Below are 26,641 nucleotides of genomic sequence, written 5' to 3' on the forward strand. Positions count from 1 at the left end.
GAGCGGCCACCGTCTTTCCGCGATCGCTCCTCACGCACCAGCAGGCCGCGTTCTTCCAGCGTGGCTAGTGCAGCGCGAACAGTCCGATCTGTCAGTTCGGTGTGGCGCGCGATCTCCCCCTGAGAACGCCAAGTCTGGCCGTCGTCATCAGCAAAAAAAGCGACAGCGTTCAAGACAGCTTTGACGGAGGAACTACCCGCTTTGATGTGCTGCGCCCAGATCTGCGCCTTATAGGACATCGATGTCCTCCGCCGATGGCGCAATCTTGCTCGAAGACTGTTGCCACTCCTCGATGAGCTTGGCGCCCTTCGAGCGGTTACAGGGGCGGCAGGCCACGCCGAGGTTGTCCGGATGATCCGAACCTCCCCGCGCGCGGGCCAAGATGTGATCGATTTCGAATGGGCCTTCGTCGTCGAGGCAGTACCGACAAAAGGAGCCGTCACGGCCGAAGACGAGCTCGCGGAGGGCCTGCCAGTTCGGTGGCGCCCGCCGACCGATCAGGTAAGGGTTTGGCTCGAGCAGGTGTGCGGCATGTGATCCGCGCCACGCTAGTTCCGCGTGGGTTTCCGGCATGTCGAGGCGGCCGTCGACGGTAAGAACGACCTTACCAGCCTCACCCAGAACCGCGAGCGTTTCCGCAACCTTGCGAGGCGGCAACTTGGTAGCCGCTGCGAGCGACCCGACGTCATCGGCGACTGGACCGCCTTGGGCATGGATCCGAAGCATGAGGGTGACGTACGTCCACCCTTCGTGCGTAAGCATGCCAGCGATCTCGCTGAGCGCAGCCGACGGCCTAAGGCGGAACCAGGATATGCGCCTCGTCATGACGCCTCCCCGTCCGGCTCAACCGGATCGAACAGCGGCGTCTCCGCCTCCCAGGCGTAGCGGCGGATGTCCTCGACGGTCAGGAAGCGGCGCTTCTGGCCCGGCGGCAGCCAGACGAAGGCGGGATCGCGCGCAGCGTGGAAGCCCGCAGTGGCGCGCTCCTTGACCCAGACGACCCAGACGTAGTCCGTCGCCGTCGAGCCGCCGGGAACCCAGCGGCCGCGGTGCATCGGGACGCGCTCGGCGTACTGGACGATGAGCGTCGGCGGATGGTGCGCGAAGACCTCGAGGTAGCGGTCCTCGGTGGCGAGCCACTGGGTGCGCACGAGGACGGCGACGCCCACCCGTGCCAGTTCCAGTCCGTGCAGGACGAACTGAGCAGCCGGATTGAAAGGCGGGTTGGTGACGAGCCAGTCGATGCCGTAGGGCGCCGGCAGGGCGTCATCGAGGAAGTCGCGCACGCCGCCCCAGCCGGGCGGGTGGGGTTCGCGGACGCCGCCATGCGCGAAGACGTCGGTGGCCAGGACCTCGCCGAAGTAGTCCTGCAGCGGGCCCGACATATGCCCCTGCCCGCAAGCCGGATCCCAAGCGTGTTGGTACCGGTTCGCGAGATGGCGTTCCTGCAGCAGCGTGCAGAAGGCCCGCGTCGCCCACGGGGGCGTCGGGAAGAACTCCAGCGAGTCCGGCGGCTCGCGGCGCTGGCCCATGATCGAGCGGGCGCCACCGGGGAGAACCGCCGGCGTGCAGGCTTTGGCACCGGCCGTGACGATCTTCGGGGCGCTCATGCCGATGCTCCGATGAGAAGCGGCTGCACGGTCCCGTCGGGGAAGATCGCGTCCATCGGGAGATCGGCGACCGGCTCGTCACCGGTCCAGCGCTGCGGCCATGTGCCGAGGTCGATCAGCTCGCGGATGCGAGCCTCCTCCTCCCCGTTCAGCAGATCGACGACGGGCCGATCGAGGCGGGCGGCCTCCGCATTGCAGGTGGCCTGGATCGCCAGGATGCGTTCGAGCGCGTCGAGCCGGGCCGGAAGCGTGATTGGCCCCATGCGCTGCTGGTTCGGGACAAGTGTCCCGTCGCGGCGGGTCTCGCCGCCGGGCTGGCGCAGACGGTTTCGGGGCAGCCGAAGCTCCCGGTAGATCGGGCGCAGACCGAGCAGCGGGCGCAGGTACGACCAGGCCGGAAGCTCGACAACGGCTTCGAGCGCCTTGTCCTGGCTCGCGAGCGGGCAGCCGATGCAGCCGGTTCGGGCGTTGCGATCCTCGGCGTCGTCACCACCGTAGGCGTCGGCGAGCATGGCCGTCGCCCATCCGCCGTAGGCCTGCATCGGCGCGAAGACCTTCAGCCAGTCCCAGACGTTGCAGACCCGCCAGTGCAGGATCGGCGCAAGCGTCGCGATCCGGCCGCGGATGCCCTTCATCCCGGGCAGGACCTGCTGGTACCAACCCTGCCCGCACTCAGCACCGTCCTTCGAGCATGACATCTCGATGCGGCGATCGCGGATCGCGCTTTCGCCCTGACGGACGCCCGTGATCGTCAGCACGGTCTCGGTAACGGGCAGGTGCGCGAGGTCCGCCTCGATCGCCGCCGCCATCGGGTCGATCTTGATCTGCCGCGTGCACCAGCGCAGCGTGTTGTTGTTCGGCGGCGGAACACCGCGGCCGAGGATGTAGACCAGGAACCGGCGGTCGAGCGGCGCCGTGACGACCCGGACGCGGATCCAGGGGAAGCGCGCCAGTCGAGCCATCACGTCGGCGGCGGCGATCGCCAGCGGCGTCAGTTCGAGCCGCGTGTCGGCATAGTAGACCGTGAGCGTCTTCGGACGGGCCAGTCGGCCGGTCTCGATCAGGTGGACGATCAGGGTCAGCGTTGCCGTCGAGTCCTTGCCGCCCGACCACGCGATCGCCCAGTGGTCGTGCTTCGCCCCGTACTCGGCGAGCGACATCAGCGTCATCTCGACGGCGTCGTCGTAGACGAGGCGCGTCGCGGTCGCCGTGAACAGGTCGGATTGCGCGCGCGCGTTCATGCCCCGGCTCCTTCAGCCCGAAGCCGGGCTACATGCGCCCTCCCTGTCTCGGTCAGCGCCCACCAGTTCGGGCGGACGCGAGCGACAAAGCCGGACTCCTTCAGCGCGGTGAGGCGCACGCTGCCGATCGACCGCGTCGGCCGATCCGCCGACCGGCCGGTCATCGCGACGCCGAACTGCATGGCGGTGCCGCCGGCATGGCCGAGGCCGGCGAAGACGAGCAGCAGGCGATCGAGGGCGGTGCGCTGGCGCTCCGCGGCCGTGCGCGCGGCTGTCGGCGAGACCCGGCAGCCAAGACGATGCAGTTCGGCGAGCCCAGCGTCGGTGAGGGTGTAGCGGGCGTGGCCGGTGCGCGTGACGAGGCCGTGCCGGACGAGCGCCGCCAGAAGGCTGCCGCCGAGAGCGCCGGCTTCGGCCGTGATCAGCGTCGGCTCGAGCGCATGACCGAGCGTGAGCGGCGAGACGTTGCCGCCGAGATCCGACACGGTCAGCAGGGCGAGTTCGCGCGAGGACTGTCGGGTCGCATCCGGCTCGCACGATCCGCTCGCGTGGTCCGCGGGCACAGCCTGGAGGCCGGTCCGGACGACGTCGATCCGCGCGAGCACGGCCTCGGCCGGCGCACCGGCGCGAACGGCATCGGCAACGGAGGCGATGAGGGTGAGAAGGTCGGCGCTCATCGGATCACCCCGAGATGCGCGGGCCGGCGGACCACGTCGGAGCAGGCGTCGGAGGGCCGGACGTCGCGAACGGCAGAGGCCCCGAACGGGCTGCCGCAGACGACGCCGCGCCGGCACGTGCCGGTGAGGTCGCGGCCGACGAAGGCGGTGGCGTAGGCGTCGAGCTCGCTGCAGCGCAGGGGCGCGTAGCCGCGGATCACCACATCCCTGAAGCCGTAGCGCTCGGCGGTGTTGCGGGCGCCGTCGGGATCGCTGCCGCAGGCTGACAGCGGCAGCAGGAGCGCGAGGCCGGCCACGGCGCCGACGGTAGGGCTCGAAATAGCTGTGGCCTTCAGGCTGCCAATGAAAGCATCCCGGGCAGCAATCGCATCATCTATCGTTGCGAACCATCCAACATTAACGCGAATATTGAACCGCCTTACCCGCACACGATAAGGTTTTGCGCTGTTCATTGCAGGCGCATACGCAATGCATGCGTGGCCGGTCCTATTGTCTTTACGTACGCTTAGATTCCCATTCTGGACGAAACGATTAGCAGGACGAAGATTTCCAATTCGATTGTTGCCGCGATCTCTATCTCTGTGGTCAATTTCTTCTGACGGCCAATTCCCTTTGATCAACAGCCAGGCGACACGATGGACTAAGAATCGCTGTCCCTTGAAGCCGAGTCGTCGATAGCCGTCACCGTTATCGCCGCCGGCTTCGTTGCCGCGCCGGGCATTGGCCGCAACGTCCTTCGACCAAAAGAGCTTGCCGGTAGCGGCCTCATACCTGAGGCACGACATAAGCTCGGTCGCTACATCGTCGGTCTCCGACCGATAGTCGTTATCATCTGCGTTCTGAGACGCGCCGGAGCGCGAAAGGGAAAAGGCGATCATGCCGCGCGCGCCTCCGCGTTGAGGTGGCTGGCGGCGGCACGCGCCTCGTCATGCCGGTAGAGGCAGGCCCGGATGCCGTCGCCGTAGGCCAGTGCGTTGGCGCCGTCGGAACCGGCGACGATCCAGAGCCCGTCGTGCGGCTTGGTGGTGTCGGCCGGCGCGGCCCGGAACGGCTCCTGGCCGGACGCGAGCAGGACGGCGTTGCCGAGGCGGATCATCCTGCGCATGAGGCGGCCTCGCATTCGTCGTTGAGGCGTCGCGCGGCCTCTGCGCCGGCCGGCGTGATCCGCCAGCCGTCGGGGTCCTTGCGGGCGTGGCCCAGCGCGATGAGCTGCCCGAGGCGCAGTCGGCCATGGCGCTCGACCGCGACCGGCGGCGTGCCCGGCAGGAGCTTGATCCCCAGCGCCGACGGGCTGCCGATGTGCTGCAGGCGCGCCATCACGCGCAGGGCCGGGGCGAGTTCGGGCGAGCCGGCGCGGGGCCGGCGGCGAAGCGCCGGCTGCAGGTCGACCTCGACCGCGCGCAGCAGGCGCACGAGCTCGGCGCGCGCCGGCATCGGCTGCATCGTGCCGTCGAGGCGGGCGATGAGGGTGCGGACGTCGGCGAGGGCTGTCATCCGCCCACCTCGACGACTTCGAAGCCACCGACGCCGGCCTTCGACGGCCACGCGAAGAAGAACCGAAATGGGTAGACTTCACCCGCGATCTTCATCTTCGCGTTGGCGTCTTCCTCGATGAGGTGCTTCGCGCCTTTGGTGTCGTGAAATTCGAACACGCCGGTCGACGGCAGCACGGCGAAATCCGGCGTCAGGTGCGTGTTGTCGGCGAGCCGAAGCTTGATTGCCTGGAACGCCCACCAGAAGACCTCGCCCGAGGCGCGGCGCGCTTCGAGCACGGCCGCGTAGCGGGTCTCGGTCCGGTTCATGCGGCCGGCCTTCATCCGGCCGAGCGCGCGGTAGGCCTTGCCGGGGCCCGACCGGGTCGCGCCGGTCAGCACGCGGTAGGCGGCCGCGGTGATGACGGCGGGACGCACAGCGTTGGCGGGGCCGCGGCGCATGGCTCAGACCACCATCCCGAGGGCCTGCTGATACAGTTCGAGGATCGCCTCCTCTTCCTGGCGTTCAGCGTGGTCCTTCTTGCGCAGGCGCAGGATCGTGCGAACAGCCTTTACGTCGAAGCCGCGACCCTTCATCTCGGCGAACACTTCTTTGATGTCGCCGGAAATAGCTGCTTTTTCTTCTTCCAGGCGTTCGACGCGTTCGATGAACTGTCTAAGCTCATCGGCGGCGACGCCTTCGGACGACACGTCTTGCGTCGAAACGGAATGTGTGCTTTGCATTGCGAAACCTCAGAGCGTGAATTCACCGCTCGGTCCCCGCTTGGCGGTTGGGGACCGGGCGGTTTTCGTTTGGGGTCAGGGGTGCCGTCGGCGCCCGTAGAGCGGCCGGTAGCCGGGCTTCGGCTCCGTACGGGCCGGCTGGCCGCCACCACCGCCGCCGACCGTGCGCATCACGAGACGCAGCGTCGGCGGTTCGGGCGCGCCGGCACCGTTGTCGAGCCGCAGCAGCGCGTCTTTCATCCGCGCCACGGTCTCGATCCGGGCGAGCTCGTTCAGCATCTCGCGATTGAAGCGCAGCAGCGTCAGCGCGACCGGGGCCGCATTGCCGCGCAGGTGCTCGTTCTCGGCCATGAGCGCATCGCTGAGCACCCGGACGCGCTGGACCTCCGAGCCGCAGGACAGCGCCGCCGCAAGATCCAGGGTATCGCCGCCGGCCGCCGTTTCCGATTTCTCGGAGTATAGCGAATGGACCGCGGCTGTACCCGAAAGCTCAGCCTGCGTATCCAAGACGGGCGGCAAGTCGAACCGCAGAGCGAGAGCGCCTCTAGACATGAGCCGATCCCCGGGTTTCCCGATAAAGCTTCTGGTGCGTGGCGGCGGCAGTTTCGGCCGCGATCTCGCGGTGCCGGGCCAAGTGGTGCCGCCGGCAGAACCACGTCACAACGAGCGGGCGGGCGTAGTCCTCGTGATGGGCCTCGACGCGCTTCGTCGTTCCGCAGGTCGCGCAGGGGCCCTTCGTCAGGGTGCCGCTGCGCAGCGCCCGGCACACCGCCTGATGCGCGCGGCGTTTCTCTGGGTTCGCGCACTGCCAGCGGCGGTTCTTCGTCGTCGAGAAGCCGGGATGTGCGGCGCGGTAGGCCTTCTGCTTGGCGCTGTTGCAGCCCGAGCAGAACAGACGGAACCCCACGCCGGAGCCGTCGGAACGGCGCACCAGCTGTCGCTCGCCGCCGCAGGCTGGGCAGTGGCGCAGGGGCGCCCTGCCGTCGCGCAAAGGGGAACCCTGCGGTGGCACGTCGGTAGGGGGAACCACCGCAGGGATCGGCCCGTGCATTCGGGCGCGATGGGGATTGGGGGTGAGAGCCGACATCAGGCGACCCTCTTTTCGAGGATCCGCTGGCGCCGTCTCGGTACACGCAGTGCGTGGATGCGGACGAGACAGTCGTTGTCGATCGGTAGAGCGTTCGCCGTCGCGTAGTCGACGATGCAGGGCCAGTAATCGACCGGAATGGAGCCGCGGGCGAGGATATCGCTCCCTCGAGCACCGGGATTTTTCAGAAAGCCGCAGATGCGCCCAAACTTGGTTGGACCACCCAGCGCTTCCACGATTTCGCGTACGGAGTTCATGGCGGGGCAAGCATTACGCCTAATGCGTAACGACTGTCAACGCACAATGCGTAACAGGCCGTGCGTATCTCGGCGGATGGATACCCCGGCCGAACGCCTCCAATTTCTCCGTAAGCGCGCTGGCTTCGAAACAGCCTCGGATGCGGCCCGAGCCTACGGTTGGACGAAGTCCACCTATCTTGGGCACGAAAACGGGGACCGAAACCCGTCGCGTGAAAGCGCGAAACGCTATGCGAAGGCGTACAAGGAGCGGTGGGAGTGGATCATCGACGGCGAGCAAAAGTCGCCGGGCGGTGATGCCGACACGGTGCCGATACTCGGCGATGTCGGCGCAGGGGGGAAAGTCTACTTCTCTGGCGCGCCCGAAGGTGGCTACGACCGCGCACCGCGTCCGCCTGGTGGTTCCGCAACGACTGTTGCCGCCCGGGTCCGTGGAGATTCGATGCCCGGCATCGCCGAAGACCAGTGGCTGATCTACTACGACAGCCGCGTGGCGAGCGTGCCGGACGAGTTCCTCGGCGAGTTGTGCGTCGTGTGGCTCTCCGACGATCGCGTCTACGTCAAGAAGGTGTACCGGGGGCGAGACCCCGGCACCTTCGATTTGATCTCCTCGGGCTACGAACCGTTGCGCAACGAGGACGTCGAGTGGTGCGCGAAAGTGACCTGGATCAAGCCGCGCTAGTAGTCGTCGTGCTCGGGCACGTCACCGATTCTGGACAAGAATGTAGGCACCGTACACTCGTCTGATCTGTCGTCACTCGATGTTGAGAAAGCCAAGGCTCCGATGGCATGTCGCTGTTCGACGAGCCTTTCGGCGAGCCGTTTAGCGCTATCAGCTGTACTGCACATTTGGATTGGCGCGGTCTTGATCGGTCCGCGACCGGTTCGCACGAACGGTTGAACGCCGAAACTCTGGGAACGCGCCATCTGAAACTCCTCGTGGAGACCAGAAGCTGATCCTAAAAACGGAACGAAACAAGAACAAAAGTGCGCTTTGGGTTACGCATGCTGCGGCCCTGTGGATAACGGTGACGAAAAAATCTCGGACATGTTACGCATTTTGCGTTGACGTATATTACGCATTCGGCGTAACGTCTGGTCATTCCGAAGCCGGAGCGACCGATGTCCCAGAGCGCGCCGAACCCGAAGCCCCTTGCACCGCCGGACCGCCTCACGGCGTTCTTCGCGACACTCGACCGCCAGCTCGCCTTCCTCGCGCGGCCTGATCACCAGATCGACGAGCTGAACCTGCGCATCGCCCACAACGAGCGGTGCAAGAGCTACCTCTGCCGGGTCGGTTCGCAGAACTATGACGCCTTCGATCTGACCGCGATCGACGCCGGGCTCCACGGTCGGTTGGCCGATGCCATGGCGCGGCGCGACGCACCTGCGATGCAGGAGGCCGCATAGATGGCCACCCACACCTTCAAGACCCAACTGAAGCTCGGCTTTGGTGCCGGCCCGGCGATCCCGGTCGATCTGCTCCTGACCTACGATGTGGTCGACGGGACCGAGATCGATATCCTCTCGGCCACCGCCACCGGCAGCCCCCTGCCGGCGGGTATGCTCCGCCTGATCGAACTCTACCCCGGGCTCAAGAGCGAGCTTCTCGCGAAGGCGAGGCAGGATGCCGTCGACCGCCGCCGCAGCACGGTCCGGTCCCTCGCGAGGGCGGCATGAACCCGCTCGCCGCCGTCTCCCTCTTCCTCGTCGGCACGATCGCGGTCGGGATGATCCTGATCCCGATCCTCGATGATCAGTATCGCCGCGCCGTCGACGCCTGGGCCAGCGCCCGGGTTCGCGCCGCCAACCCCGTGACCGTCGAGAGCGAGGCCGACCGTGGCTGATCTCCTCGACGACGCCACCGCCCTCCGCCTTGTCGCGGACGGCCGCAAGATCCCGAGGTCGAAGTTCACCTGCCTCGTGAAGCGCGGGCTGATCCGCCTGCGCGGGCACGGTGCCAAGACGCGGCCGGTGCTCACCGGCTCCGGCGAGGCAGCGCTCCGCACGGTCCGCCGCGCGGCGCGCCGGGCTCGGCCCGACGCCCACGCCCACCATCCCTGATCCTGCTCAAGGGCCACGCCCTGCTCTCGTGGAGTCCATCATGTTTTCGATCCTCGCCACCCTGCCCGCCACCACCGCGATCGCCGTCACCCTCCTGGGACCGCCGGTCCTGGTCCTCGTGACCGTCTTCGGTCTCAGCGAGGGTGTGCGGGTCGTGCGCTTTGCTCGGGCTCGGGGGCGCTGATCATGGCCGGCCACCCCCCAACCGCCATCGACGTCCGTGTCGGCCGCCGCCTCGCCGAGGCCCGAAAGGCCGCCGGCCTGTCCTGCAAGGAGATCGGCGCCGTGCTCGGCATCAGCGCCTCCCTGTTCTGGCGGTATGAAACCGGCCAGCGACGCATCAGCGTCGGCCACATGCAGATGGTGGCCGACCTCCTCTACCTGCCGGTCACGACGTTCTTCGACCCGCCCGCCCCGGCCGGCGTCGAGCCGCCCTCCCCTGCCCTCTCCACCGATGCCGCGGGGATCTGATCATGGGCATCCGTCGCTCATCAAGATCGATCGAGGTCTTCGTCAATGTCGGGGATGTACTCGGCGAACTGACCGACGAGGAACTAGTCGAGGAACTGAAGTCACGGCGGATCGACGACCCGAACTTGCTGGGTTGCGATCGGTCAGATGCCGAACACGCGATCGACCTTATGCGGTCGCGACACTTCAAGGATGCGCTCACGCTCTTGGAGCGCGCCCTCTACCCGAAATTTCAGTCTCGTGACGCATGCGCAAGCGCCATCGCCGAGATCCGCTTGAGGGCGTCACACCGATGAGCCGTCGCAGCGCCCTCTCCCACCGAGCTGTCGCCGACCTTCTTGTCGACGCAGGCTTCACGGACCGCCTGCCCGCCGACGATCTCGGCATGGCGCACCTGATCTGCCGGGCGGTCGACCGCACCGAGCACAAGCTCGGTCAGGTCCCCGGCACGCCCGACGACTTCGACGAGATACGGTTCGAGCACCGGCTGCTGGTCGGGGCCCGCGAGGCCGCGCCGGTCCGCACCATCCATGCGGGGGTGCACTGACCATGGCCGCGATGAACCCCGCCGCCGCGGTCGTCTGGGTGATCCTGCTGGGTCTGCCCATCGGCTTCGCGTTCCTGGCGCTGTCGCGCCTGAGCTCACCGCCCGCGGCCACCGGGGGCGATCTCGACACCAACGAACAGCGGGGGCCGCGCTCATGAAGATCTTTCGCCTCGAAGCCGAGAACGTGAAGCGGCTCAAGGCCGTCTCCATCACGCCCGACGGCAATCTCGTGGAGATCACGGGCCGTAACGGCCAAGGCAAGTCGTCGGTCCTCGACGCGATCTGGTGGGCGTTGTCCGGAACGAAGCCGATTCAGGCCGTGCCGATCCGGAAGGGTCAGGATGAGGCCCGCATCCGGCTCGACCTCGGCGAGATCCGGGTCACCCGCACCTTCAAGAAGCGCGATGGCGCCGAGTTCACCACGGCGGTGGTCGTCGAGAACGCAGACGGCGCGCGCTTCGCCCGTCCGCAGGAGCTTCTCGACAAGCTGCTCGGCCAGTTGTCGTTCGATCCGCTTGCCTTCACCCGCATGGACGGCCGGCAGCAGCTCGACGCGATGAAGCGTTTCGTGCCGGGCTTCGACTTCGCCGGCACGGAGAAGGCGAACAAGGACGATTTCGCCGGGCGGACCGAGGTGAACCGTTCTGCGAAAGCGCTGCGCGCTCAAGCCGACGGCATCACGGTCCCGTCCGGCACGCCCGAGGCCCGCATCGACACCGCCGCGCTCGTCGCGGAGATGGAACAGGCCGGCGAGCACAACACCGACATCGAACGGCGGCGTGGCCGGCGTGAGCAGGCCGAGCGTGCCATCGAGGCCTATGCCGAGACCGCCGCGGGGAGCCGCAACCGGGCCGCCGCGTTGCGGAAGGAAGCGGACGAAGCCGAGGCTCGTGCCGACCGCGACGATGCCGAGGCCGGGCGGATCCGGGCAAGCCTCGCTGAGGCCTCTGCCCTGCCCGATCCCATCGACACCTCGGCGCTGCGCCAGCGCATCGCCGCCGCCGGCGAGACCAACGCCGCCGTGGCGCGCCGCGAGGAGCGTGACCGGATCGACGCCCGCGCCAAGGAGGCCGAGGCGAAAGCGGCCGCGCTCACCAAGGCCATCGAGGGCCGCGTCGCCGGTATGCGCTCCGCCATCGCCCAAGCCGACCTGCCGGTACCGGGCATTGCCTTCGGTGACGACGAGATCCTGCTGAACGGCGTGCCGTTCGATCAGGCCTCGTCCGCTGAGCAGCTGCGCACCTCCGTCGCGATCGCCATGGCGGCCAATCCGAAGCTGCGCGTGATCCGCGTCCAGGACGGGTCGCTGCTCGATGCCGAAGCGATGGCGATCCTCGGCGAGATGGCCGACGCGGCCGACTGCCAGGTCTGGGTCGAGTGTGTGCAGTCGGGCCGCTCGACCGCGATCGTCATCGAGGACGGCGAAGTCCTCGGCGCAACCGCCACCCCCATCGCCGCGGAGTAGCCCCCATGAAGATCGAACGCATTCCCTACACCACGCGCGATGCCTGGCTTGCCGGCCGCGCGAAGGACATCACCGCCTCGGTCGCCGGCGCGGTGCTCGGCGCCCACGAATACACAACCGCCTTCGAACTCTGGGCGCTGAAAAGTGGTCTCCTGTCGGAGGATCCGACCGAGACGCCGGCGATGCGCCGCGGCCGCCTCCTCGAGGACGACGCCCTGCAGATGCTGGCCGAGGATCGCCCGACCTGGACGGTCGAGCCGGGCGGCAACGTCTACCTGCGGGCGCCGGACTTTCGCATCGGCGCGACCCCGGACGCCTACGCCGTGGATCCGAACCGACCAGGCCGTGGCGTCGTGCAGGTCAAGACCGTCTCCGATCTGATCTTCCGCAAGAAGTGGAAGGATGACGACGGGTCCCTGAACCTGCCGGTCTGGATCGCCTGCCAAGCCATCGTCGAGGCGAAGCTCACCGGGGCATCCTGGGCCTGTGTCGTGCTGATGGTCGTCGGCCACGGCCTCGACCTCCACGTGATCGACATCCCGCTTCACGCCGGAATCTGGGACCGCCTCGTCGATGAGGCCGCGGCTTTCTGGGCTCGTGTCGACAGCGGCGAGGCGCCCCCCGCCGACTACGCTCGCGACGGCGACACCATCGCCGATCTCTGGCCGCCGGATGCGACCCGCGAGGTCCTCGATCTGTCCGGCGACAACCTCATCCCGATGCTCGTCGACGAACTCGACGACGCCAAGGGCCGCATCAATCTCGACGAGACCCGCGTCAAAGAGATCAAGGCCGAACTCGTCGAGAAGCTCGCCGGCGCCACCGTCGGCCGCCTCGCCGACGGCCGCGAGATCACCCGCACGATCCAGCGGCGCGGCGAATTCACGGTCAAGGCGACCAGCTTCCCCGTCCTGAAAATCCGCGCACCGCGAAAGGCCGCAGCATGAGCCACGCTCTCGAACTCACCCAAACCGAACGCAAGATCGCGGAACGCATCGATCCGTCCTCGATGGACGGGCTGACGGTTTCGTCGTCCGCCGGCGGCATCGTGTTCGCCAACGCCGCCGAGGTCATGAACTACGCGAAGATGATGGCCGTCGCGAATAGTGGCGTCCGTAAGCACCTCCGCGGAAACGTTGGCGCCTGCCTCGCGATCGTGACCCAGGCCGTCGAGTGGGGCATGTCGGCCTACGCGGTGGCGAACAAGAGCTACTTCTTCAACGACCAGATCGCCTTCGAGTCTCAGCTCGTCCAGGCCGTGATCCTGAAGCGGGCGCCGATCAAGGGCCGGATCAAGTTCGAATTCACTGGCGAGGGCGAGAAGCGCAAGTGCCGGGCCTGGGCGCGCCTTGCCGACGATCCCGAAGAGATCGCCGAGTACATCTCGCCCGAGTTCGGCAAGATCACCCCGAAGAACTCGCCGCTTTGGAAGTCCGACCCGGATCAGCAGCACTGCTATTATGCCGGTCGCGCCCTGTGCCGCCGCCATTTCCCCGACGTGCTGCTCGGCGTCTACGGCGAGGACGAACTGACCCCTCCTCCGCCCGGGCCGGACAACGCGCGCGACGTCACGCCCGCGAAGGGGTTGAACGCGAAGCTCGATGCCCTCGCCGCCCGGCCGAAGTCGCAGATCGATCACGCCGAGGATGCCGAGTTCAGCGAGGCGTTCACCGGTGGCGACCATGAGACCGGCGCCAACGAGACGGTACCCGAGTCGGACGGAGGCGGTGACGATCCGGCCCCCGACATCGATCCGCAGAGCGCCGCCTACAAGCTCGGCCACGACGGCGGGATGAAAGGCTTTCGGAAAGGGCTGACGGCCGCGATCAAGGAAGATCCGGCGCAGTTGGCGAACTACGAAGCCGGGTATTCGGCCGCCCTGCATGAAAAGAACCGGGAGGACGACTGATGTCGGTCTCCCCGGACCCCAAGACCAGCGCCGCCGCCGCCGTGGACAAGCTGCCTATCGTCATCACGCGCGATGATGGCCGGTACTTCGCGATCGAGGCCGCAGGGCGCCGTGCTGTCGGTCTCGGCTTCGACGAGATGCTCGGCGCCGTGGTCGGGCTCGCGCACCCCGAACTCACGACGGTGCCCGCGTACATGCGGGGTGCCGGATCTCTCGCCGTCGCGAAGGATGCGCCCTCAGCCACGATCACGATCCCGCTCGCTCTCGCGGAGAGCATTTCGGCGGAGATGGCCGACCTGCTCTGCTGGTGCCGCGGCTTCGTCACTGCTCTTCCCGACAATGCCGATCGTCACCCGATGGGGCTCGACCTGACCCGTGAAATGCGGATCAGGCTCGATGTGGCGATCGCGGCGGCGAAGGGCATCGAACCGCAGGAATTCCCCTTCTGATGTCGATCCCCGCTCGCGCGGCCGAGCAGGCCGTCACCGTCAGTGTCGCTCGCTGCCCGTGCGGGCTCTGCGACCACGTCATCGGCCTGCTGCACGACGAGACCGGCGAGGTTTTCGCCGAATTCTCCCTCGCGCCGGATGCGGCCCGCGGCTTCATCGCCGACGTCCAGACGGTTCTGGACGCCCTGCCCCCCGTCGGAAGCCTCACCGGCATCCGCTGCGAGGGCACGGCCTGAACGACCTTCCCCTCCCCTCCTGACCCACGGTCACCGCTCATGGCGCCCCCGATCCTGACCTCATCCTCCACCGTCTGCCGCGGCCAGATCCAGGCCCGCGAATACGGCTCCGAAGCCGAGATGCGGTCCTCCTATGCCGCGATCCAGAAACGCATGATGGCGCCCTCGCCACCGCCTTGCCCTCGGCCGGCACCGCGTGCCCCATCCGGCGCGCCGGCATGCTCCTGGGATGCCCAGGTCGTCGCCACGCTCGGCGCCGACCGGATCTACCGGGAGCCCCGGCGCATCATCGCCCGCATCGCCGAGGCGCACGGAGTGACCTCGGCCGACATCACCGGGCCGAGCCGTAAGACCCTCCACTTCAAGGCCCGTCTCGCCGCGATCGCAGAGGTGCTCGACCTCAACCCGCGGCTGTCGATTCCGCAGCTCGGCAAGATCTTCGGGGGGCGGGACAGCACGACGATCCGCAACGCCTTCCGGCACCTCGGACACGAGCCGCAGCCCGTGGGGGCCCGCCAGTGAACCTCACGGTGCGCACTGCATTCCCCGCCTCGGCAATACCGATGCCGCCGGGCCTCGACCGACCGTTCGCCGGCAAGACCGGGGTCATCGCCGACCGCCTCGTTGCGGCCGAGGGCAACGCCGTTCCGGCCGGCGTGCTGGCGGAGACGGCATTCGGTGCGGACAACCTCCGCTGCCGGCAGTCCCTGCGCGGGGCCGTCCAGACGCTCCGCAAGGCGTTGGCGCGCACCGGATCGGACGACCGGATCATCGAGACCGGCCGGGGGCCGACGCTGACCTATGCGTGGGTGCGGTCGACGCCGAAACCCGAGATAGAACCCGTCGCACCACCCGCCGCCATGCCGGTGCACGCCTCGAACCCGCGCGCGATCACCCTGGCGCCATGCGGCTACGCGGCGTGGTCGTATGTGCCTGGCACGAACATCCGCGGGCCGGTTCAGGTGATCCGCCGGCACGGCGAGGACGAGGAGCGCCGGCTGACGCAACTCGACATCGCGAACGGCCGGCCGACGACGGAGCACGCGCGGTTTGCGACCGAGGATGACGATGGGGGCGAGGCTTGAGCGCGCCCGAGATCATCGATCGGCGGCTCGACCGGCCTAAGGACGTGAAGGCTTTCCGGCGCTGGCTCGCCCGGAACGGTGCCGAGATGCTCGACCCAACGAACGCGTACGAGGTGGTTCGATTCCGGGGCACGGCGGGGCTGTCGATCGTCTACGCGAATGGCAGCGGACGGTCCCACGCGCTGACCGGTCAGGCCGAGGACGCTTGGACGGCCTTCTGCGACGGGCGGTCGCTCGACCTCGCGCCGCAGGCGGCCTGGATCGACGATCCCGATCAGCGTCCCGCTGCGATGTCAGATGCGGACCTGATCGAACAGGCCGGTCGCATGCCCATCACCATCGCGTTCCTGATGGAGCACGACGCCTTGCCGATGCGGGAGGCGTCCCAGCGCCTCTTCGGACTCGAACGTAGCGGCCGACTGGTTCGCTCCGGCGGCCGGCCCGGCACGGCCCTGACGTGGAACGTCGCTGCCGAGGTGCGGGCATGATCCGCCACGAGGACGTCATTACTCGCGAGATGGTTAGATCTGAGCCAAATACCTTGTTCGTATTTGGCGATAACCTGCAGCGTCGTGGGCGAGGCGGTCAAGCTAAAGAGATGCGCGGCGAACCGAACGCCGTTGGCATCCCTACGAAGCGATGGCCGAGCCGAAACATCAACGCATACTTCTCCGATGCGGATTTTGCAGAGGTGAAGGCCGCAGCATCGCCTGATCTCCAAAGATTGGCCGATCATCTGCGCGCGGGCGGCACCATCGTCTGGCCTTATGCCGGCATCGGCACCGGTCGGGCCGAACTCAAGGAGCGAGCGCCCCACGTCTGGTTTTGGCTGTTCCGCGCCAAGCATCGCCTTCTGCAGATCGTAGCGGAGCGCGAGGGCCATGCAGTTTGCTCGCTCGAATCCGCCCTTGGGGCCGAGGATTACGCGCGGTTCGTAGCGATGGGGGCCGGTCATGCCTGATACGCTTGACCGAGGTGCACCGGTATGACGGCACCCATCTGCCCGACCTGTGCGACAGCGGCCGTCCTGACCACCGGCGCCGCTGTCTACCCGAACCGTCCCGATCTGGCCGCGAAGCCGATCTGGCGATGCGAGGGCTGCGGCGCCTATGTTGCCTGCCATCCCGACACGACCGTTCCGCTCGGCACGCCGGCCGATGCCGCGACACGCGCGGCTCGGATGAACCTGCACCAGAAGCGTCTCGATCCACTGTGGAAGGAGGCTTGGCGCGAGCCGGCCTATGCCAAGAACGGCTGCGGGCCGAAGACGCGCCGGAGCATCCAGAAGGCCGCCCGCGAGCGTGTCTATGCCTACCTCGCGGGCCGGATGCGGCTGACGCCGGCCGAGTGCCACACCGGCCTGTTCACACGCGAGCAGTGCCGCGTCGCCTGGGGCGTCCTGTCGGCAACCTCCTACGCGGAGATCCGCACCTGGGCTCGGGCCCTGAACCCGAAGCCGCGCCGCGAGCGCAAAGCCCCCTCCCCTTCTTCCGACATCCAGCGGATTGCCCGGTGATCCAGACCCCTATCATCGATTCCCTCGCTGGGCCCGGCGGGCGCCGCGCAGCGCCCAGACGCAAGCTCCTCGTCGCCGACCTCCTCTGCGGAGCCGGCGGATCCTCAACCGGCTGCCAGCGTGCGCTGGCCGAGCTCGGGCTCGAAATGGACCTCGTCGCGGTCAATCACTGGCCGACCGCCATCGCGACGCACGAGAAGAACCACCCGACCGCCCGGCACTACGTCCAGGACATCGCGACGGTGCGCCCGCACTTGCTGGTGCCGGAGGGCTACCTCGACCTGCTGATGGCCTCGCCAACCTGCACGCACCATTCGGTGGCGCGCGGCGGCAAGCCGACCTCGGACCAGCAGCGTAGCGATCCCTGGCACATCATCACCTGGCTCACCGAGCTGCGGGTGAAGCGCCTCATCATCGAGAACGTGTGGGAGTTCGTCGGCTGGGGCCCGATCGACCACCGCACCGGCAAGCCCGTCGCCTCGCGCAAGGGCGAATACTTCCGCGCCTGGATCGACACAATCAAGCGGCTTGGCTTCCAGCCAGAGTGGCGCAAGCTCAACGCGGCCGACTTCGGCGACGCCACGACGCGATCGCGCTTCATCCTGATGGCGCGCTCGGACCGCAAGCGACTGGTCTGGCCGGTCGCGACGCACCGCCGCCGTGACGGCACCATCGACCTGTTCTCAGGCGCGAAGCCGTGGCGCCCGGCCCGCGAGATCATCGACTGGTCGATCACCGGCCGATCGATCTTCGATCGGAAGAAGGCCCTAGCCCCGAAGACGCTCGCACGCATCTACGCTGGCGCCGTGAAGTTCCGCTGGCCGGAGCCGTTCTTGGTAATCCTGCGCAATCACATGGCGGCGCAGGGCATGGATGGGCCGCTGCCGGCGATCACCGCTGGCGGGACGCATATCGGCCTCGCGCAGCCGATGCTGATCAAGCAGAACTTCCGGCGTGACGTGCAGGGCGTGGATGAGCCGGCACCAACGGTCATGACGCAGGCGCGGATAGGTGTCGCCGAGCCCGTCATCGTGAATATGAAGGGGCAGTCGCTGGCGGATGGCGTTGGCCTACCGCTCCCGACGCAGACGGCTCATGCCGCGCATATCTACCTCGCAGAGCCGTTCGTGATGGCCCCGGGAAGCACCGGCGCGCCGCGCGCTACCGAGTCCCCCCTTCCAACGATCACCACCGGGGGTGCTGAGTCCGAAGACCCGGGGTGCGCACGGCCCATGCCGGTCGAGCCGTTCGTCGTCTCGGCCGCCCACGGCGTCGATGCGTCCGAGGCGGACCCGCACAGCCGTCGCACGAAGAGCGTCGACGAGCCGATTGGCACCGTGCACGCCGGCGGGGGCAACTTCGGTGTCGTCGAACCCTTCGTTTTCTCGCGCCACGCCGAGGGCGCGCCGCGATCGATCGACGAACCGACGCCGACCCAGGTCGCCAAGCACTCGCACGTCCTGATCTCGCCCTATTACGGCTCCGGCTCGGGCGAGACCTGCACCGAGGCAGAAGTTCCGCTGCCGACAGTTACTTCAAAGGGCCGGTTCGGCATGGTCGTGCCGGTGACCCAGTCGAACGGTGGCGCGCTCGCGAGAGACGTCGCCGAGCCGGTGCCGACGATGACTACGGCCAAGGGCGGCGAATTCGCTGTCGTCATGCCCATCACACATCACGACAGCAGCTACCGTGTACGCGACGCCGCGATCGACCCTTTGCCGACGGTCACCGGCGCGAACCGGGGCGAGCTCGCCTTCATCGCCGCGCATTTCGGCGAGCGCGATGGTCAGGCGCCGCGCACCCACGACATCGAGGAGCCTGCGCCGACACTCTGCGCCACTGGCCGCGTGAACCTCGTCCGGGGCACCGACCGCTACGACATCCTCTTCCGGATGCTGGAGCCGCACGAACTGGCGGCTGCCATGGGCTTCAACGAGGGCGAGGCCCGCTACGAGTTCACCGGGACGAAGACGGAGCAGATCAAGCAGATCGGAAACGCTGTCTCGGTCGCGAAGATGAAGGCCTGCGTCAGCGCCATCATGGCCGACGCGGCCCCAGTCCGGCGCGACGATGCGCCCGTCATTCTGATCGCGGCTGAGTAAGGCGATGTCCGACTTCACGCGCGGATCTTGGGCCGGTGGGCTCGCGGAATGGATCGATGGCGACACCGTCTTCCTGTCGGTCGCCTTCACATGGAAGCTCGATGACGCCTACCAGCGGGCGATCTTCTGGAAGGCGCAAGGCTACAGGGTTCGCGCGGGCGGACCGGGGATCTTCACGCGCAAGCACTACCTCGCCGACGTCGCCGAGATCGGCGGAAGCGCCCCTGATGCCGTGATCCGTCACAACCCGATGGCGACGGTCGCCAGCCGGGGTTGCTCGGTCGGCTGCTGGTTCTGCATCGTCCCAAAGATGGAGGGGCGCACCTACACCGAACTCCCGGATTTTCCGGTGCGGCCGGTGCTCTGCGACAACAATCTCTCCGACCTGTCACGCGAGTACCAGGAGCACATCGTGTCCCGGTACCGCGCAACGGGCGTGCCTCTCCTCGATGCGAACAGCGGTTTCGAGCCGCGCACCTTCGACGACGAGGTCTACCGGCGCTGGCAGCCGATCCTGCGCGGCCCATGGCGGTTCGGCTTCGATGAGGCGACCGAGGGTGCCGATGTCGAGCGGGCTTTCCGTCTGCTGAGAGATGTCTCGTCGCGTCGGAAGCAAGTCTACACGATGATCGGCCATGAGCCGTTTGCCGTGTGCATGGAGCGGATCCGGCGCGTGATCGCATGGGGCGGGGAGCCGTACGCCCAGCCGTTCATGAAGCTCAACGCGCTCGAGAAGCGTCCGCACGTCCGGCACGACTGGACACCGCGCCTGCTGAGCGACGTGGCCCGCTGGGTGAACCGACGCGGGTGGAAGTCCGGCGACTTCGACACGTACCGTCGCTCCGCTCGCAATCGGCACCCGGCCCAGGCCGACCAATTGGAGCTCGCCGCCTGATGACCGACCGACCCATGATCTTCTCCGCACCGATGGTGCGCGCTTTGCTCGAAGGGCGGAAGTCGCAGACGCGGCGGCTGCTGAAGGGTGGCGTGCCCGAGGCGCCGGGGATGGGCGTCCACCCGAGCCACGTTGCCAATCGCCCGGCACCGTACCTCGACGCCTATTGCAGCGAGCGCAAGTCCGTCGCGAACCCGCGGGGCATGTCGACCCTATGGTGCTGGTGGACGCGCGACGACCGGATGGGGCGGGACTTCCGGGTGGCCTACAAGCCGGGCGACCGGCTCTGGGTCCGCGAGAACTGCCGGGCTGAAGAATTGCCGGAAGGCCAAGACGGTGTCCGGTTTCGGGCTGACGACACCTTCGTCAACATCGCAGCGAACCGTGACGCGGCCGACGCCTGGCTCGCGCTCTTCTACTATCGCGGGCGAGGCAAAGCCGGGATCGGTAATCCGGTCCCTTCAATCCACATGCCGCGCTGGGCCTCGCGCCTCACGCTTCTCGTCACCGACGTGAAGGTCGAGCGGCTTCAGGACATCAGCGAGGCGGACGCCCAAGCCGAGGGCGCGGTGGGCATGCCGACCTGGGGTAGCCACCGCAACGGCTTCAACGCGATCTGGCTCGACATCCACGGTGCCGAATCCTGGAACGCGAACCCATGGATCGTGGGCGTTTCGTTCGAAGTGGTCCGCGCGAACATCGATGCGCTTCCGGCAGCGAGGGCGGCATGACGCGCTGCTACGCCGCCGACACGTCAGTCCCGATGGACCGCAGCATTTCGGAGATCCGCACGACGGTGCGCCGCTACGGGGCGACTGAGTTCGCGCACATGGAGAGCGACGACCAGGCTGCGATCACCTTCACGATGAAGGGCCGGCGCATACTATTCCGGCTGGCCATGCCGGACCGCAAGAGCCGCGAGTTCACGCACACCGAGGCAAAGCGCCAGGCGCGCAGTGCCACGGCCGCCGAGGCCGCCTGGGAGCAAGCCTGCCGATCTCGGTGGCGGGCTCTCGCGCTCGTCATCAAAGCAAAGCTGGAGGCGGTCGAAGTCGGAATCGTGGTGTTTGAAGATGAGTTTTTAGCGAACACTGTCCCCCCAGGGGCCTCGGTCACCTTCGGCGAAACCGTGCGCGAGAGCATGCGGATCGCCCACGAGACCCGCGAACTGACGCCGCTCCTCCCGCACATCAGAGGGGGGGACCCTCGTGGTTGACTTAAAAGGCAACACGACCGCCCGTCCTGTGATCCAAGGATCCGCGGAATTCTCCGACTGCGGCTTCTACCGTCATCGGCTCGACCGGTGGTGGGGCGAGGCCCCGCGCGCCCTTGTGATCGGCGCGAACCCGAGCCGCGCCGGCGCCGACGATAACGACCCGACGATCTGCCGGCTGATCGCGCTGCTGTCCTGGCGGACCGACATCGGCGGGTTCACGATGATGAACGCCGACGACTTCATCGCGACCGACCCGGCCGATCATGTCCGCTGGCGCGACGGCCTCGACATCACGGCGCTGAAGTTCGTGCGGGGGCAGAACCTGCAGCGCATCCGCGATGTGTCGACCACGGCGGCCGTTCGCATCGTTGCCTTCGGCAACCTGCTGACGCCCGGTCTCCACCGCGACCGCGTACTGGCCGCCCTCAGTCTCGACGGCCGACACCCCCTGTTCGCCTTCGGTCTGACCGACAGTGGGGCACCGAAGCATCCGCTGGCGCGCGGTCACCACCGGATCCCGAACGACGCGCCGCTGATCGAATGGCGGCCGGCCTTGAGGAGCGCGGCATGAGCGAGACCCCTGCCCTCACCCGCGTGTTCCTCACGCTGCCCGACGTTCTCGAAACCGGCATCGTCGAGATCGAGGTGGAGATCGTCAGCGCCGAGGTGATCCGTCGGAGCGACGGCTTCTTGCTCGGCGGCTTCGGCGTCACCTGGCATCGCCATCGGGCCAGCGCCTGGCGTCGTGCTGGCGAGATCCGGCGCGCGCGCGTCGAAAGCCTCCTGACCGAGATCGATCGCGTCAACGCCCTCGACTTCGGGGCCAGCAGCGGAGGCTTCCGTGGCTGAAGTGCGCCCTGCCCTGCCTTGTCACCCGGAGCACCTTCGATGACGGCCCCGTCGCTGATCACCGCTGCCCGCAACGCGCCTGACGCCCGTGACCGCATCCTCGAAATGGCGGTCCTGATGCAGGAGCACCGTTTCGGCCCCGAGGGCGGCTGCACCGACCATCACCTCGAGGTCGCCGGGTTCACGCGAGCCGAAATCGAGGTCTACGCGAACTCCGCCCGCGCGGTGCTGGCGCGCCGGCCGTCTGAGTTGCGCACCACGCGGCCCGGCCGCGTCACGGGACGCACGCTGGCAAAGCGCGCCGAAGCGATCCGGGCTCGGATCAAGGGAGGCGGCCGTGGCTGAGACTACAGGCATCTCGTGGTGCGACCGGACGTGGTCGCCTTGGATCGGTTGCACCAAGATCAGCCCGGCGTGCGACGGCTGCTATGCCGCGCACCTGATGGACACCCGGATGGGTCGCGTCGAGTGGGGCCCGCATGGTGTCCGGCAGCGGACCAGCGAGACCTACTGGCGCAACCTTGGAAAGTGGGATCGGGAGGCGAAGGCTGCCGGCAGGATCATCACCGTGTTCCCGTCGCTCTGCGACCCATGGGACAACGCGGCCGACCCAGGTATCCGGCGCGAGTGGTTCGCCGTCATGCGCGAGACGCCGAGCCTGATGCACCTGCTGCTTTCGAAGCGACCGCAGAACGCGGTCGCCATGGCGCGGGCTGCCGGCGGATTGCCGAAGAACGCAGCGCTTGGCGCGACTTGTGAAAATCAGGAGGTAGCGAACCGGAACGTACGCCACCTGCTCGACGCCGCACGCGAACTCTACCCGGCCTTCACCTTCGTCTCGGCCGAGCCGCTGCTCGGGCCGATTGACTTCACCCGGATCGACTACGGCACCATTCGCGGCCACACGGTCATTCGCGATGCCCTGAAGGCATCCGACATCGAACGTATCGATTGGGTAATCACGGGTGGAGAAACGGGTCAGGGCCAGCACAAAGCTAGACCGTCCCATCCGGATTGGTTTCGATTGATCCAGGAACAGTGCACTGCCGCTGGCGTCCCCTACCACCATAAGCAGAACGGCGAATGGTCCACCACGCATCCGAATTGGCCGCGCGCCCACCCGACCGTCATGGCGAACGACGGTACGCTCTACCGGCCCGAGGACCTCGCCTACCCTGACGGTCCTCGATACGGCGAGGCCATTCGCGCGAACCACGACAAGGCGCACCTGACCAACATCTACCGCGTCGGCAAGAAGCTCTCTGGCCGGCTCTTGGACGGCGTCGAGTACAACGGCATGCCGGAGTTACGGCCATGAACATTACGGTCCCCTGCCCTCGCTGCTCCGGCACCGGGTACGACACGTTCGAGGACCGGCACGCTGAGACCAATCACGACGTCTGCAAGGCGTGCGGCGGCGAGGGCGTGATCCCGGCACGGACAGGCGAGACGCGGGAGGCGTCAGCCGTGCCGGAGGGTGGGCTAGCGCCCTCGCGACGGGATTGTGTGCTCGCGATCGCCGACGGCGAGGTGATCGGCGCGGGGCCAGTCAACGAAGCCGGCTCCTGGTTCGCCCAGGAGCCCGCGGTGACGGAGGTCGTGCGCATGCCCGCCGAGGCTGCCGGCCGATTCCTATTCCGAGCATGGCCCGGCCGAGCGGCTGCGCTGAACATCCTCGGCGAGACTGGCTCCGCCGTGGCGCTGTAGGATCATCGAATGGCGAAGATCATCGAACTGAAGCAATTCCGCCGCGGTAGCGTCCGGTGCCCGGCGATCGGGCTCGTGTTCCCGCAATTGTACCGCCGGCGTGGGGTGAACTGGACCTATCCGCCCGGCAAGGACGATAGCAATTTCGAAGAGCTCATTCCGGGCATTCATCCTGATATCAATTACACCCTGACCACCGAGGATGATGGCACCGTCGCCAATCCCGAGTGGGATCCCATCGAGCATCCCTCGCCCGAGTACGAGACCGGGTGGATCATCGTCCGGCATCACCAATCCCATGCCCACGTCGAAGGCTATCTGGATGGGTATGGCGACATGGTCGCCACGGACCGTCTCGGCAGAATGGTGTTCGAGACATCGACTGGTCTTTTCACGGTTCTGCAGCGTGATCCTCTCCCGGGACAACCGCAACCGCTCATCGCGTACGCGACGAAGGTCCCCCATCCGATGGTCGGGGAAGATCACTGGTACAAGGTGCTCGGCATCGATGGCGTCGAGCATGAGTCGAGCGTGCTCTTGCCGGACATCATGTTCTGACCGGCGAGGACGCCGGACGAGCGGCTCTTGCTTTTGACTCGACACCCTTCCCCGAATCGGCGTTCTTGCTTAACGCTTAAAGTTTCTCGGTCCGATTGGCCGATTTTCTGAAAACGTGTTCGGGGCAATGAACCAACGTGCGGTCGTAGTACCACCCACGGAACGGGCGATCGAGGCGCCAGGCGCCCTCATCGGCCACGACGCTGCGACTCTGCGTAATCGGCTGCAGTCGATCAGCTCCGGCCTGTTTCCACCGGACGCCGCGAAGACGCTTCGGCGGTTCGCGGCAAGCGAGGCGGCCAAGATCCTCGGGGTGACGGTTCAGCGGCTCAGCCAGCTGGAGGGCGACGAGGCCGTTCCGGACCCGGAGGTTTCGAACACGGGTCGGCGCTCCTACAGCCTCGATGACATCCATGCGATCCGGCTGCACCTAGACAAGGTGACGAAGACCGACCGGCGGTACGATCCCCGCCGCGAGGACGGCGAGCACCTTCAGGTCATCTCGGTCGTCAACTTCAAGGGCGGGTCCGGCAAGACCACCACGGCGGCGCATCTCGCGCAGTCGCTGGCGCTGCGCGGCTACCGGGTGCTGGCGATCGATCTCGACCCGCAGGCCAGCCTGTCCGCGCTGCTTGGCGTGCAGCCCGAGATCGACGTCGCGCCGAACCAGACGCTCTACGCCGCCATCCGCTACGACGACGACCGCCGGGCGTTGAGCGAGGTGATCCGCAGGACCTACTTCGCCGGTCTGGATCTGGTCCCGGCCAACCTCGAACTGCAGGACTTCGAATTCGACACGCCGCGGGCTTTGACCAGCCGGCAGCCGGGCGAACCGCTGTTCTTCGAGCGGATGGCGCGGGTGCTGGACGAGGTCGAGGCCGAGTACGACGTCGTGGTCGTCGATTGCCCGCCGCAGCTCGGCTACCTGACGCTCTCCGCGCTCAGCGCCGCGACCGCACTCCTGGTCACGGTCCACCCGCAGATGCTGGACGTCGCCTCGATGAGCCAGTTCCTGGCGATGGTCGAGGACCTGCTGTCCGTCATCTCGGAGCAGGGCGCCACACTGAGCTACGATTGGATCAGCTACCTGATCACGCGCTACGAGCCCCAGGACGGCCCGCAGACGCAGGTCGTCGGCATGCTCCGCGACCTGTTCGGCGATCGCGTCCTGACGAGCCCGATGTTGAAGTCGTCAGCTGTGTCCGATGCCGGGCTCTCGAAGCAGACCCTCTACGAAATGGGACGCGCCGGGGTGACGCGCTCGACCTATGACCGTGCCCTCGAGGCGGTCGATCTGGTCAACAGCGAGATTGAAGCCAAGATGCAGCGCGGTTGGGGCCGGGCATGAGCAGAAAGGCGAACCTCAGCGCCCTGCTCGCCGGCAAGACTGCGCCTGCCCCAGGGCCGCAGACGGACGCGCCGGCGGGGAACTTGGCAGCTGCCAAGATCACCCCTGCCCCCACTGACAAGCCCGACTTGGCAGCTGCCAAGAAAGCGCCGCCGGACTGGTCGGCGCGGCCTCGAAGCGGCGCGATCCGCGGCATGGAAGCGACGCTTCGGACGCTGGCAGACGGACCAGGGCGGCCCGAGGACGGCACGTCGGTCGTCGAACTGGATCCGACCCTGCTCGACCCGTCCATGGTCGTCGACCGCGTTGCCGATCCCGGTGATCCGTCTTTCGCGGCGCTCGTCGACAGCATGCGTGATGGCGGACAGCAGGTCCCGATCCTGGTGCGCCGACATCCGCAGAGCACCGGCCGGTTCCAGATCGCCTATGGGCACCGTCGCTGGCGCGCCGCAGCCGAACTCGGCCGGCCGGTTCGGGCCCTCATCAAGCCCCTGACGGACGATGAACTCGTCGTCGCGCAAGGCAAGGAAAACCTCGAACGGCGTGACCTCAGCTATATCGAGCGGGCACTGTTCGCCGCCCGCATGGAAGCCCAGGGGTTCAAGCGCGAGACGATCTGGTCCGCGATGGGGACCGTCGAGTCGGAGATCAGCCGGTACGTCGCGATCGTCGCCAACGTGCCCGAGCATCTCATCGCGGCGATCGGGCCGGCCCCGAAAATCGGGCGCCCGCGCTGGGTGGCTTTCAGCGATCGGTTGAGGGCGGTGGGCGCTGGTCTTGCCGAAGCCGCCGTGGCTGAGCCCGGTTTCGCAGAGAAGGCGACCGACGACCGGTTCGCCGCCGTGTTCGCGGCGCTGACCGCGAAGCCGGCAGCGAAGGCACAGAGGCCGCAAGTCTGGAAGGACCCCAGAGGTCGCAAGGTCGCGCGCGTCGAGCGCAGCGGCGGCCGCTTCATTCTGTCGATCGATGAGACGCTGGCGCCCAGACTTGGGCCCGCTCTGTTCGAACGGCTTCCCGAGATCCTGGCCGCCCTTGAGGCCGGCGAGGACGAACCCGTTCCGCAACGCGAACCGAAAGGAGACCGACCCCCGGAATAAGAAAAGGCCCCCCGAACCGCGTCCGGAAGGCCCTCTCTA

The 26,641-nt window shown here is 67.5% G+C and carries 44 protein-coding genes and 1 pseudogene; 32 read left to right on the forward strand and 13 right to left on the reverse strand.

The window, feature by feature from the left end:
• Positions 1-50: 50 nt before the first annotated feature.
• The 13 genes and pseudogenes from MHA02_RS22990 to MHA02_RS22450 form a co-directional block, all read right to left on the reverse strand.
• Positions 51-239, reverse strand: a pseudogene (locus tag MHA02_RS22990) (helix-turn-helix domain-containing protein); the annotation flags it as partial.
• Positions 229-762, reverse strand: coding sequence for an HNH endonuclease (locus tag MHA02_RS14760; protein ID WP_170249261.1), 534 nt, complete (start codon positions 760-762; stop codon positions 229-231). The pseudogene MHA02_RS22990 and the gene MHA02_RS14760, both read right to left, overlap by 11 nt.
• Positions 763-821: 59 nt before the next feature.
• Positions 822-1,610 (reverse strand): SAM-dependent DNA methyltransferase, encoded by a 789-nt coding sequence (locus MHA02_RS14765; protein WP_238180447.1) that lies wholly within the window; start codon positions 1,608-1,610, stop codon positions 822-824.
• The gene (locus tag MHA02_RS14770; RefSeq protein WP_147079946.1) at positions 1,607-2,851 is read right to left on the reverse strand and encodes a phosphoadenosine phosphosulfate reductase domain-containing protein; all 1,245 of its coding nucleotides are present in this window, start codon (positions 2,849-2,851) and stop codon (positions 1,607-1,609) included. The genes MHA02_RS14765 and MHA02_RS14770 overlap by 4 nt, the downstream gene beginning before the upstream one ends.
• Positions 2,848-3,528 carry a hypothetical protein gene (locus MHA02_RS14775; protein WP_147079948.1) on the reverse strand — a complete coding sequence of 227 codons (681 nt, stop codon included), beginning with the start codon at positions 3,526-3,528 and terminating at the stop codon, positions 2,848-2,850. The genes MHA02_RS14770 and MHA02_RS14775 overlap by 4 nt, the downstream gene beginning before the upstream one ends.
• Positions 3,525-4,406, reverse strand: a complete 882-nt coding sequence (locus MHA02_RS14780; RefSeq protein WP_147079950.1) for an HNH endonuclease signature motif containing protein — start codon at positions 4,404-4,406, stop codon at positions 3,525-3,527. Before MHA02_RS14780 ends, MHA02_RS14775 begins: the two co-directional genes overlap by 4 nt.
• Positions 4,403-4,633, reverse strand: coding sequence for a hypothetical protein (locus tag MHA02_RS14785; RefSeq protein WP_147079952.1), 231 nt, complete (start codon positions 4,631-4,633; stop codon positions 4,403-4,405). The genes MHA02_RS14780 and MHA02_RS14785 overlap by 4 nt, the downstream gene beginning before the upstream one ends.
• Positions 4,621-5,022: a hypothetical protein gene (locus MHA02_RS14790; RefSeq protein WP_147079954.1), complete on the reverse strand. Its 402-nt coding sequence runs from the start codon at positions 5,020-5,022 to the stop codon at positions 4,621-4,623. Before MHA02_RS14790 ends, MHA02_RS14785 begins: the two co-directional genes overlap by 13 nt.
• Positions 5,019-5,402 carry a DUF1064 domain-containing protein gene (locus tag MHA02_RS14795; RefSeq protein WP_210245072.1) on the reverse strand — a complete coding sequence of 128 codons (384 nt, stop codon included), beginning with the start codon at positions 5,400-5,402 and terminating at the stop codon, positions 5,019-5,021. Before MHA02_RS14795 ends, MHA02_RS14790 begins: the two co-directional genes overlap by 4 nt.
• Positions 5,403-5,465: 63 nt before the next feature.
• Complete coding sequence (locus MHA02_RS14800; RefSeq protein WP_147079956.1) at positions 5,466-5,744, reverse strand: DUF2312 domain-containing protein; 279 nt, start codon at positions 5,742-5,744, stop codon at positions 5,466-5,468.
• Between the two features lie 75 nt (positions 5,745-5,819).
• The gene (locus MHA02_RS14805) at positions 5,820-6,296 is read right to left on the reverse strand and encodes a hypothetical protein (RefSeq protein ID WP_147079958.1); all 477 of its coding nucleotides are present in this window, start codon (positions 6,294-6,296) and stop codon (positions 5,820-5,822) included.
• On the reverse strand, positions 6,289-6,675 hold the full coding sequence (locus MHA02_RS14810; RefSeq protein ID WP_147079960.1) for a hypothetical protein: 387 nt from the start codon (positions 6,673-6,675) through the stop codon (positions 6,289-6,291). Before MHA02_RS14810 ends, MHA02_RS14805 begins: the two co-directional genes overlap by 8 nt.
• A 155-nt stretch (positions 6,676-6,830) precedes the next feature.
• Entirely contained in the window at positions 6,831-7,088 is a 258-nt protein-coding gene (locus tag MHA02_RS22450) for a hypothetical protein (protein ID WP_147079962.1), read from the reverse strand.
• A gap of 76 nt (positions 7,089-7,164) precedes the next feature.
• On the opposite strand from MHA02_RS22450, the gene MHA02_RS14820 reads away from it, so the two are divergent.
• The 32 genes from MHA02_RS14820 (at position 7,165) to repB (ending at position 26,602) form a co-directional block, all read left to right on the forward strand.
• On the forward strand, positions 7,165-7,770 hold the full coding sequence (locus tag MHA02_RS14820) for an XRE family transcriptional regulator (RefSeq protein WP_147079964.1): 606 nt from the start codon (positions 7,165-7,167) through the stop codon (positions 7,768-7,770).
• Positions 7,771-8,210: 440 nt separating this feature from the next.
• Positions 8,211-8,498, forward strand: coding sequence for a hypothetical protein (locus MHA02_RS14825; RefSeq protein ID WP_147079966.1), 288 nt, complete (start codon positions 8,211-8,213; stop codon positions 8,496-8,498).
• A complete protein-coding gene (locus MHA02_RS14830) occupies positions 8,499-8,768 on the forward strand; it encodes a hypothetical protein (RefSeq protein ID WP_147079968.1) in 270 nt (89 codons plus the stop codon). It begins immediately after the preceding gene.
• A complete protein-coding gene (locus tag MHA02_RS22210) occupies positions 8,765-8,935 on the forward strand; it encodes a hypothetical protein (protein ID WP_170249265.1) in 171 nt (56 codons plus the stop codon). The genes MHA02_RS14830 and MHA02_RS22210 overlap by 4 nt, the downstream gene beginning before the upstream one ends.
• Entirely contained in the window at positions 8,928-9,152 is a 225-nt protein-coding gene (locus MHA02_RS14835; protein ID WP_147079970.1) for a hypothetical protein, read from the forward strand. The genes MHA02_RS22210 and MHA02_RS14835 overlap by 8 nt, the downstream gene beginning before the upstream one ends.
• 40 nt (positions 9,153-9,192) lie before the next feature.
• Positions 9,193-9,336: a hypothetical protein gene (locus MHA02_RS22215; protein WP_170249267.1), complete on the forward strand. Its 144-nt coding sequence runs from the start codon at positions 9,193-9,195 to the stop codon at positions 9,334-9,336.
• A 2-nt stretch (positions 9,337-9,338) separates the two neighbouring features.
• On the forward strand, positions 9,339-9,623 hold the full coding sequence (locus tag MHA02_RS14840; protein WP_147079972.1) for a helix-turn-helix domain-containing protein: 285 nt from the start codon (positions 9,339-9,341) through the stop codon (positions 9,621-9,623).
• Positions 9,624-9,625: 2 nt separating this feature from the next.
• On the forward strand, positions 9,626-9,919 hold the full coding sequence (locus tag MHA02_RS14845; RefSeq protein WP_147079974.1) for a hypothetical protein: 294 nt from the start codon (positions 9,626-9,628) through the stop codon (positions 9,917-9,919).
• Positions 9,916-10,170 (forward strand): hypothetical protein, encoded by a 255-nt coding sequence (locus MHA02_RS14850; RefSeq protein ID WP_147079976.1) that lies wholly within the window; start codon positions 9,916-9,918, stop codon positions 10,168-10,170. The genes MHA02_RS14845 and MHA02_RS14850 overlap by 4 nt, the downstream gene beginning before the upstream one ends.
• 2 nt (positions 10,171-10,172) lie before the next feature.
• The gene (locus tag MHA02_RS22220; RefSeq protein WP_170249268.1) at positions 10,173-10,328 is read left to right on the forward strand and encodes a hypothetical protein; all 156 of its coding nucleotides are present in this window, start codon (positions 10,173-10,175) and stop codon (positions 10,326-10,328) included.
• Entirely contained in the window at positions 10,325-11,635 is a 1,311-nt protein-coding gene (locus MHA02_RS14855; protein ID WP_170249270.1) for an AAA family ATPase, read from the forward strand. Before MHA02_RS22220 ends, MHA02_RS14855 begins: the two co-directional genes overlap by 4 nt.
• A gap of 5 nt (positions 11,636-11,640) precedes the next feature.
• Positions 11,641-12,582: a YqaJ viral recombinase family nuclease gene (locus tag MHA02_RS14860; protein WP_147079979.1), complete on the forward strand. Its 942-nt coding sequence runs from the start codon at positions 11,641-11,643 to the stop codon at positions 12,580-12,582.
• On the forward strand, positions 12,579-13,544 hold the full coding sequence (locus tag MHA02_RS14865; protein WP_147079981.1) for a recombinase RecT: 966 nt from the start codon (positions 12,579-12,581) through the stop codon (positions 13,542-13,544). Before MHA02_RS14860 ends, MHA02_RS14865 begins: the two co-directional genes overlap by 4 nt.
• Positions 13,544-13,993, forward strand: coding sequence for a hypothetical protein (locus tag MHA02_RS14870; RefSeq protein ID WP_238180448.1), 450 nt, complete (start codon positions 13,544-13,546; stop codon positions 13,991-13,993). The genes MHA02_RS14865 and MHA02_RS14870 overlap by 1 nt, the downstream gene beginning before the upstream one ends.
• Positions 13,993-14,229 carry a hypothetical protein gene (locus MHA02_RS14875; RefSeq protein WP_147079984.1) on the forward strand — a complete coding sequence of 79 codons (237 nt, stop codon included), beginning with the start codon at positions 13,993-13,995 and terminating at the stop codon, positions 14,227-14,229. The genes MHA02_RS14870 and MHA02_RS14875 overlap by 1 nt, the downstream gene beginning before the upstream one ends.
• A gap of 39 nt (positions 14,230-14,268) precedes the next feature.
• The gene (locus MHA02_RS14880; RefSeq protein ID WP_147079986.1) at positions 14,269-14,751 is read left to right on the forward strand and encodes a helix-turn-helix domain-containing protein; all 483 of its coding nucleotides are present in this window, start codon (positions 14,269-14,271) and stop codon (positions 14,749-14,751) included.
• A gap of 41 nt (positions 14,752-14,792) precedes the next feature.
• Complete coding sequence (locus MHA02_RS14885; protein WP_147079988.1) at positions 14,793-15,314, forward strand: hypothetical protein; 522 nt, start codon at positions 14,793-14,795, stop codon at positions 15,312-15,314.
• Positions 15,311-15,802: a TBP-associated factor 9 domain-containing protein gene (locus tag MHA02_RS14890; RefSeq protein WP_147079990.1), complete on the forward strand. Its 492-nt coding sequence runs from the start codon at positions 15,311-15,313 to the stop codon at positions 15,800-15,802. Before MHA02_RS14885 ends, MHA02_RS14890 begins: the two co-directional genes overlap by 4 nt.
• Positions 15,799-16,275: a DUF7831 domain-containing protein gene (locus tag MHA02_RS14895; RefSeq protein WP_147079992.1), complete on the forward strand. Its 477-nt coding sequence runs from the start codon at positions 15,799-15,801 to the stop codon at positions 16,273-16,275. Before MHA02_RS14890 ends, MHA02_RS14895 begins: the two co-directional genes overlap by 4 nt.
• Before the next feature lie 24 nt (positions 16,276-16,299).
• The gene (locus MHA02_RS14900) at positions 16,300-16,830 is read left to right on the forward strand and encodes a zinc-finger-containing protein (protein ID WP_147079994.1); all 531 of its coding nucleotides are present in this window, start codon (positions 16,300-16,302) and stop codon (positions 16,828-16,830) included.
• The gene (locus MHA02_RS14905; protein ID WP_238180453.1) at positions 16,830-18,932 is read left to right on the forward strand and encodes a DNA cytosine methyltransferase; all 2,103 of its coding nucleotides are present in this window, start codon (positions 16,830-16,832) and stop codon (positions 18,930-18,932) included. The genes MHA02_RS14900 and MHA02_RS14905 overlap by 1 nt, the downstream gene beginning before the upstream one ends.
• Positions 18,933-18,936: 4 nt before the next feature.
• On the forward strand, positions 18,937-19,827 hold the full coding sequence (locus MHA02_RS14910) for a hypothetical protein (protein ID WP_147079996.1): 891 nt from the start codon (positions 18,937-18,939) through the stop codon (positions 19,825-19,827).
• Positions 19,827-20,558 carry a hypothetical protein gene (locus tag MHA02_RS14915; RefSeq protein WP_147079998.1) on the forward strand — a complete coding sequence of 244 codons (732 nt, stop codon included), beginning with the start codon at positions 19,827-19,829 and terminating at the stop codon, positions 20,556-20,558. The genes MHA02_RS14910 and MHA02_RS14915 overlap by 1 nt, the downstream gene beginning before the upstream one ends.
• Positions 20,555-21,043 (forward strand): hypothetical protein, encoded by a 489-nt coding sequence (locus MHA02_RS14920; RefSeq protein ID WP_170249275.1) that lies wholly within the window; start codon positions 20,555-20,557, stop codon positions 21,041-21,043. The genes MHA02_RS14915 and MHA02_RS14920 overlap by 4 nt, the downstream gene beginning before the upstream one ends.
• Positions 21,044-21,071: 28 nt before the next feature.
• Positions 21,072-21,614 (forward strand): DUF1643 domain-containing protein, encoded by a 543-nt coding sequence (locus MHA02_RS14925; RefSeq protein WP_147080001.1) that lies wholly within the window; start codon positions 21,072-21,074, stop codon positions 21,612-21,614.
• The gene (locus tag MHA02_RS14930) at positions 21,611-21,892 is read left to right on the forward strand and encodes a hypothetical protein (protein ID WP_147080003.1); all 282 of its coding nucleotides are present in this window, start codon (positions 21,611-21,613) and stop codon (positions 21,890-21,892) included. Before MHA02_RS14925 ends, MHA02_RS14930 begins: the two co-directional genes overlap by 4 nt.
• A 39-nt stretch (positions 21,893-21,931) precedes the next feature.
• The gene (locus tag MHA02_RS14935; RefSeq protein ID WP_147080005.1) at positions 21,932-22,237 is read left to right on the forward strand and encodes a hypothetical protein; all 306 of its coding nucleotides are present in this window, start codon (positions 21,932-21,934) and stop codon (positions 22,235-22,237) included.
• Entirely contained in the window at positions 22,230-23,210 is a 981-nt protein-coding gene (locus MHA02_RS14940; RefSeq protein WP_147080007.1) for a DUF5131 family protein, read from the forward strand. The genes MHA02_RS14935 and MHA02_RS14940 overlap by 8 nt, the downstream gene beginning before the upstream one ends.
• Positions 23,207-23,599: a hypothetical protein gene (locus tag MHA02_RS14945; RefSeq protein WP_147080009.1), complete on the forward strand. Its 393-nt coding sequence runs from the start codon at positions 23,207-23,209 to the stop codon at positions 23,597-23,599. Before MHA02_RS14940 ends, MHA02_RS14945 begins: the two co-directional genes overlap by 4 nt.
• Before the next feature lie 9 nt (positions 23,600-23,608).
• A complete protein-coding gene (locus MHA02_RS14950) occupies positions 23,609-24,157 on the forward strand; it encodes a hypothetical protein (RefSeq protein WP_147080011.1) in 549 nt (182 codons plus the stop codon).
• Positions 24,158-24,284: 127 nt separating this feature from the next.
• On the forward strand, positions 24,285-25,505 hold the full coding sequence (gene repA / locus MHA02_RS14955; RefSeq protein ID WP_147080013.1) for a plasmid partitioning protein RepA: 1,221 nt from the start codon (positions 24,285-24,287) through the stop codon (positions 25,503-25,505).
• A complete protein-coding gene (gene repB / locus MHA02_RS14960) occupies positions 25,502-26,602 on the forward strand; it encodes a plasmid partitioning protein RepB (protein ID WP_147080015.1) in 1,101 nt (366 codons plus the stop codon). Before repA ends, repB begins: the two co-directional genes overlap by 4 nt.
• Positions 26,603-26,641 lie beyond the last annotated feature (39 nt).

The organism is Methylobacterium haplocladii (assembly GCF_007992175.1).
GTDB classification, from domain to species: Bacteria; Pseudomonadota; Alphaproteobacteria; order Rhizobiales; family Beijerinckiaceae; genus Methylobacterium; species Methylobacterium haplocladii.